Consider the following 5954-nt stretch of genomic DNA (forward strand, 5'->3'; position numbering starts at 1 on the left):
CGCGAGCTCTTCAAAGCCCTCACCAGCGAGAACGGCGCAACTAGCGAACTTCGGAACGTTGCTTGACAACCATAGGAGCATCGGGCCAACTCCACCTGGACAGATCAGAGCGGATCAGCACGACCAGCAGGCCGAACAAGTCGCTCACCAATCGGTAAGCCAGCGACGACAACACCCCGAGATGGTCGCAGCCACCGCCCTGATCATGCAGCAAAACACCAGCTCACAGCACGACACCGAGTTTACGAGCGGGACACCGAAGCGACAGCCCCGGTTCCCGTGTCGCGCCTTCCGCTTCCGGGGACCGGTCCCCCGAAGGGACCGGATCTCCGACCTGAGCCTTTCGTTTCCCGAACGGGTCGCGCGAGCTCCGTGTTTACTCGACGTTGTCGTCGACCTTGAAGTTGTAATTGACCTGCTTGCCGTTGACCGAGGTGGCAGTGACGGTGACACCGAAAGTGTTGCTGCCGGCAGTGAGCTCGCAGCGGATCGTGGCGCCGACCCGGGCCGGGAGGTGCTCAGGACAGGTGACCCTGTCGGGACGCTTGCCGGCGTTCGCGGCGAGCTTGTCGGAGATCGTCTGCGCCACTCGGGCCTTGTGGACGGCCCCGCCCTCGCTGACGCCCGTGTCCTCGGGCCCTGCGGGGTCGTCACCGACTCGCTTCTCCTCAGCCGTCTGCCGCTTCTCGGTGGGGGCCTCCTCGACAGCGGCTGCTTCCTCGCTGGCCGTCGCCTCACTCTTCTTCCCCACGTCGCCGAGACTGAAGGAGCATCCGGTGGCGAGAAGCACCGTCAGTGCGCCCAGCGCCGCCGCGGCCGCAATCCTCTTGTTACGCTCCGTATGCCACATTATTTCCCCTGTTTGTGGGTGATGAGAAAAAGATCAGGATGCCGGGGGCGGCTGCGTGCTCGATACGGCGACGGCGAAAGCTCCGCTTGACGCCGTAGACGCCAGGCAATCGCGTCGGTGGAGGGCAACCTGCGCGGCGCTCTCCCTTCCCTGACCTCGTCCATAGACCTTAGGGTCATCGTGGGCTTCGGACTTTGTCATTCATGCTGGGAACTTTGTCAGTGGTGCACAGCCCAGGCGCCGTATCAGACGAGGGTCTGCGTGTGCCCGTCGAAGCCGTTGTACAGCGAGAGGCAGTCGCGACAAACTGATGTCGAGAACCGGCCGTGTCGAGGGGAGTCTTGTGGGGGAACGGGCCGAGGTATTGCCAGGCCGGCCCTGTGACCGACGCGGACGAAGGCCCGCCTCATGAGCCCGGTCCTCGACACCGCGTTCATAACGCCGCGGGACCGGGAGGAAGTGGTCCGGAACGCGGTGTGGGAATCCATGGTGGTAGTCGACATCGACCACGGTCCGCCGGCTGAGGACATCGCCGTTCGCATAGGGCTCGGCGCCGTCGGGCCCCTCAGGGTCTGTTCGGCGCGGGCGACCGCCGTCACGCTCCGTCGGACGGAGCGGCTCGCCCGGGAGGATGAGGAGCCGGCTGTCACTCTGGGTGTTCAGATGACGGGCAGCAGCATGGTGGTGCAGAACGGTCGCGAGTGCCTGCTGAGGCCAGGAGACTGCGCCGTCTTCGAGTCGGTCGCTCCCTACACACTTCTCTTCGACGAGGGAGTCGACCACCGCTTCATCCGTTTCCCCCGCGCTGCACTCGCGCTCCCCGACAGATTGCTGAGAGACATCACCGCGGTCCCTCTGGGATCCGACAACCCCATCGCGCGTCTCGCCTTCACCTATTTCTCCCAACTGGCCGTCACCGACGAATTGCACCAGGGTGTGCACGCCGACGCCGCCGTGCAACCCAGCGTCGAACTCCTCCGTGCCGTCCTGACGTCCCAGCACGGCAACTCCGGCTTGGCCAAGGCTCCGTTGGAGGCGACGCTCAGCCTGCGGGTCACTCGTTACATCCGTGAGCATCTGGCTGATCGGGATCTGTCGGCGGCGCGGATAGCCGCCGCGCACGACATCTCCGTACGCCATCTCTACGCTGTGCTGTCCCGCTCGGGAATCAGCCTCGGAGACTGGATCCGTACACGCCGTCTGGCCGAATGCAGGCGAGAACTGGCCGGCCCGAACGGGCGGCTGCGGACCATCGCGGCGATAGGGCGGAGCTGGGGCTTCGCGGACGCGACCCACTTCAGCAAGATGTTCAAACAGACATACGGAATCTCACCGCGAGCCTGGCGCGAACAGAACCACCCCCGCGCCTCCGCGTGATGGTCTCCGCGCGGCCGCGTTTCGCGTGACCGACCTTGGACGCTCGGTCCAGGTCACCGAAGACAGCGCGCGGCTCCGGCCGCTTGAACAGCGGGCCCGCAACCCGCTCGGTCAGCGCCCGAAGCTCGGCATCCCACGACATAACGAGATGGCCTTTCTGGGCTGGAGGAAGCCGCAGGACCCGGTCGCCGGCCGCGGCAGACTCCGCCCCGAGATCTGGAAAGCCTGGCATGCCGCCACCGGCACCACGCCCGGGGATAATCCCTGACTCGACGAAAACCGCAGAAGGATGCTGCCCATCGGCGAGAGTGAAACTCGGCCACCAGTTACGCTGGAGGTGCAACTCACGCGCCGCGACGGAGGGAGTCGAGCGACGGTGAGCGTGGACCTCGAACACGAGCCTATTCATGACCTCGCCCGCCGGGTCATCCGGCTGGCCGAGGAGACGCAGCACGCCGCTCAAGTGCTCGAACGCCGCCTGGATGCGTTGGAACGCCGCTCTGAAGCCGCCGGCAGAGCCGAACGTATCTTGAGCATCGCCGCCGGCATGCGGACCCACCTCGGTCGGGACCGACTGTCCGTTGAAGATCTGTACGACCCGGACACGGGCCTTCCCGCGTGATCATTGATTCCAGCGCCATCATTGCCGTCATCAACGGTGAGCCAGAGGCCACCCAGTTCGCCCACCTCAACGCCGCAAACGTGTGTCGCATCTCGGCCGTCAACTACATCGAAGCGGCCATTGTGGCGGACAACCGTGGTGAGGCCATGCGCAACGCCTTCGACACGCTCGTTGATGAGATGGGCCTCATCATCGAGCCGGTAACACCCCATCAGGCCAGGATTGCCGCCGGGCGTACCAGACCTACGGCAAGGGCAACAATTCCAAGGCCAAACTCAACATGGGCGGCTGCTTCGCCTACGCCCTTGCCAGAGACCTCGACCAGCCCTTGCTCTTCAAAGGCGAGGACTTCCCACACACCGACATCACCCCGGGCGCGGTCCTGACAGTAAAGGGATGCCATCCCTCCTGTGGTTGCTCGTCGGATGCTCGTCGGCACCTGATACGGCATAACACCGGGCGGCATTCTTGGACAGCTCAGAAGCGGACAACGAGTGACACCGTGCCACAATGAGACAGCATTAAATAGCAGGCGGCATTAAGGACTGCGGCTTTTAATCCGTGGGTTCCGGGTTCGAGCCCCGGGCGCCCTACCATCTCTTACCCTATTTGACCTGCGAGTTCTCGATTCTCCGGGCCGTTTCGCCGAGAAGACGATCTCGTGTGGTAGCTCGCTGGTTGCTCTTGGGCACGGACTGGGCACGTGCGCGACCGATCGAAGATCATTTAAGTGCCTGATGCCAAGGCAGGCTACTTGGACGGCGAAGAGAAGACCCTGAGAGGCGGGCTGTCAAAGCAGACACGCCCGAGTTGAGCGAGCCGATCATCATGAATTGATCAAGCCGTCCGCGTTCGTTTTTCACCAGCGAGGCTCACCTATCGACGCACATCACTCCCGAGAAGCACTTTTAGTGATAAGACGATTACTTTCCGAGAGAGAGGATCGTCAGTGCGTCGCTTCCTGGTTGTCGTGCAGACCCCCGCCGTCCTAGCCGTCGCCCTCGCTTTGCCCGCATCCGCCCACAGCCGGCAACACGAACTCCCCGCAGCAGCGAACTGTGACATATCGATCGAAGTAACCGCCAAAAAGGCAGCAGTCCGCGACGAAACCAGAGCCGACGCTCCCATCGTCACCGGCGTCAAGAAAGGTGACATCCTGCAGAGTTGCACTATCGCCATCGGACGCGGAGAGCCTTACTTCAAGTGCGGCGCAGAGCATTACGACTGGTACCTCGTCAGCACCGGAACCCCGAAAAGCGGCTACCTACCGGTCACCTGCGCCCGCAAGCTGTGACCCCCGCGCCCCGCTCCCCGCCTGACATGCGGAGACTCTGACCCTTGGCTTCACCAGTCGCCCTGGATGGCGCCCATGCGCTGCGCCACCAGGGCCTTGATCAGGGTGACAAGGCCGAGAGCGACTCCCCCGATGATCGCGGTGATGATCACCCACTCCACGGCCGAGGAGCCTCGGGCAGGTGCGACGCGCGCCCGGTCGAGACGCTCCCACAGCAGAGCCCGTACATAGATCACCCAGGTACAGCTCACCAGGAACCCCCACGCGCGCCGACATGGCAAGGCCCGTCTGGACACCCACCCAGAACCTTCATGGCGCAGGCTGCAACGTAGAGCCCACCACTCCGATAATCACATTAAGGGATTGAATCATTACCAAGAGCTACGGTCGAGCGCTCTCCGTGGAATGACAGGTCTTGAGCGCCCGTCAAGTGTTGATCAAGCCACGTCCGTAAGGCCTCCGCCTACACGACTTCCCCTGGGCAGACCATCCACAGTGGCTCCGTTCCAATCTCCTACCCGGAACGGAAAACCCGCCCATGCTCAGTCGGATCACCCTGGCCGGCACTGCCGCCCTCGGCCTGCTCCTCATCCCCTCGGCGCACGCGCAGACGACCGACGGCTGGGAGGACCACCAACGATGGGGCTCCGTCACCGTCTCAGCCGACCGCCGCCACATAGAAGTCTGCGACCTGAGAAGCGATCATGTGGGAGTCAAGGTGGAATACACCACCTCCATGCTCCTCACCCACACCGCGACCGACTCCAACGGCGCCCAACCCGGATGCGAAACGGACCATGTCTGGTTCGGCCGCATCGACGTCTTCACCATGTGCCGCACCGGCTTCGCCAGCGGCGGCTGCAACCAGCCGACCTGGATCAAGAGACGCTGAACCGCATCGGCGGGTCCGGTGGCTCTCTGGGGTCGTTGGGCAGGGTCAGTCCTGCCCAGGGTCCCATTCGGGCGCGAGGATGGAGTGCACGACCGAATCCCGCCAGCCGCCGGCCAGCTTGAGATGCCCCCGGATCGTGCCCTCTTCGACCATGCCCTGTCTGGCCATGACGCGAGCGGACCGGTCGTTACCCGGAGCACGAGCGCCCCAGATCCGATACAGGCCGAGCTGCTCGAACCCCAGCCGCAGCAACAGCTGGATCCCCTCGCCACCGAGACCATGTCCCCACTGATCGGCGCGGAAGGCGAAGCCGATCTGCCCGCTGGACTGCAGCGGATGACCGACATCCACCGCCAGACGCAAGAACGCCACCAACTCCCCATCTGGCAGCACCCCGGCCAGGGAGTACTCCAACCGCTCCGGCGCCTGGGCTGCGGCCATCACGTGCTCGATGGTGGCCGCCACCTGATCGCGCGTGCGAGGCTCGAAGCTCATGTACTCGGCCACCGCCTGGTCGCCATAGATGGCCAGTACGGCGTCCACGTCGCTGTTGTCGAACTCCCGCAGACTGAGCCGCGGGGAGGTGATCGATACCGGGTACATGAGCGGACCCTACTGGCCGCGCGGCAACGCGGCCTGCCCCGGCACCTCGGCGAAAAACCTCGGTCTGCCACTGGAGGCCGCTCGCGAAGCGGCCGCCCCGGAAACCAGGCGCGATAACGCCCATTGGTGATGCACTGCCTGGTTCAGAAGTCGAATTCGCCCTTTTTGGCGCCATCGATGAACGCCGCCCAGACTGATGGCGAGAAGACATAGGGAGTTCTTGTCGACGGCGCGTGAATACTGACCCCCAGGCGACGGCCGAAATCTGACCCCCTGCAGAGTTCAATCTGGAGGGTGATCAAGGTGGAGGACTGGG

Annotated in this window: 9 protein-coding genes and 1 pseudogene; 6 read left to right on the forward strand and 4 right to left on the reverse strand. The window is 64.2% G+C overall.

The window, feature by feature from the left end:
* Positions 1 to 376 precede the first annotated feature (376 nt).
* On the reverse strand, positions 377 to 751 hold the full coding sequence (locus ACIBQX_RS50535; protein WP_397017857.1) for a DUF4333 domain-containing protein: 375 nt from the start codon (positions 749 to 751) through the stop codon (positions 377 to 379).
* Between the two features lie 507 nt (positions 752 to 1258).
* Here ACIBQX_RS50535 and ACIBQX_RS50540 point away from each other — a divergent pair.
* From ACIBQX_RS50540 to ACIBQX_RS50555, 4 genes and pseudogenes are all read left to right on the forward strand, one after another.
* The gene (locus ACIBQX_RS50540; RefSeq protein ID WP_397017858.1) at positions 1259 to 2227 is read left to right on the forward strand and encodes a helix-turn-helix domain-containing protein; all 969 of its coding nucleotides are present in this window, start codon (positions 1259 to 1261) and stop codon (positions 2225 to 2227) included.
* A 25-nt stretch (positions 2228 to 2252) separates the two neighbouring features.
* Positions 2253 to 2495, forward strand: a complete 243-nt coding sequence (locus ACIBQX_RS50545) for a hypothetical protein (RefSeq protein ID WP_397017859.1) — start codon at positions 2253 to 2255, stop codon at positions 2493 to 2495.
* 108 nt (positions 2496 to 2603) lie between these two features.
* Positions 2604 to 2849 (forward strand): hypothetical protein, encoded by a 246-nt coding sequence (locus ACIBQX_RS50550; protein WP_397017860.1) that lies wholly within the window; start codon positions 2604 to 2606, stop codon positions 2847 to 2849.
* A pseudogene (locus ACIBQX_RS50555) lies at positions 2846 to 3019 on the forward strand (type II toxin-antitoxin system VapC family toxin); the annotation flags it as partial. The gene ACIBQX_RS50550 and the pseudogene ACIBQX_RS50555, both read left to right, overlap by 4 nt.
* Positions 3020 to 3060: 41 nt before the next feature.
* Here the strand turns inward: ACIBQX_RS50555 and ACIBQX_RS50560 are convergent.
* A complete protein-coding gene (locus tag ACIBQX_RS50560) occupies positions 3061 to 3252 on the reverse strand; it encodes a hypothetical protein (protein ID WP_397017865.1) in 192 nt (63 codons plus the stop codon).
* A gap of 546 nt (positions 3253 to 3798) precedes the next feature.
* On the opposite strand from ACIBQX_RS50560, the gene ACIBQX_RS50565 reads away from it, so the two are divergent.
* Positions 3799 to 4143 carry a hypothetical protein gene (locus ACIBQX_RS50565; RefSeq protein WP_397017861.1) on the forward strand — a complete coding sequence of 115 codons (345 nt, stop codon included), beginning with the start codon at positions 3799 to 3801 and terminating at the stop codon, positions 4141 to 4143.
* Positions 4144 to 4193: 50 nt separating this feature from the next.
* Here ACIBQX_RS50565 and ACIBQX_RS50570 read toward each other — a convergent pair whose 3' ends face one another.
* Positions 4194 to 4394, reverse strand: coding sequence for a hypothetical protein (locus ACIBQX_RS50570; protein ID WP_397017862.1), 201 nt, complete (start codon positions 4392 to 4394; stop codon positions 4194 to 4196).
* Positions 4395 to 4681: 287 nt separating this feature from the next.
* On the opposite strand from ACIBQX_RS50570, the gene ACIBQX_RS50575 reads away from it, so the two are divergent.
* Positions 4682 to 5035 carry a hypothetical protein gene (locus ACIBQX_RS50575; protein ID WP_397017863.1) on the forward strand — a complete coding sequence of 118 codons (354 nt, stop codon included), beginning with the start codon at positions 4682 to 4684 and terminating at the stop codon, positions 5033 to 5035.
* Positions 5036 to 5080: 45 nt separating this feature from the next.
* On the opposite strand, the gene ACIBQX_RS50580 is transcribed toward ACIBQX_RS50575, so the two are convergent.
* Positions 5081 to 5638, reverse strand: coding sequence for a GNAT family N-acetyltransferase (locus tag ACIBQX_RS50580; RefSeq protein WP_397017864.1), 558 nt, complete (start codon positions 5636 to 5638; stop codon positions 5081 to 5083).
* Positions 5639 to 5954: the final 316 nt, after the last annotated feature.

This window comes from Nonomuraea sp. NPDC049714 (assembly GCF_044465295.1).
GTDB lineage: Bacteria > Actinomycetota > Actinomycetes > Streptosporangiales > Streptosporangiaceae > Nonomuraea.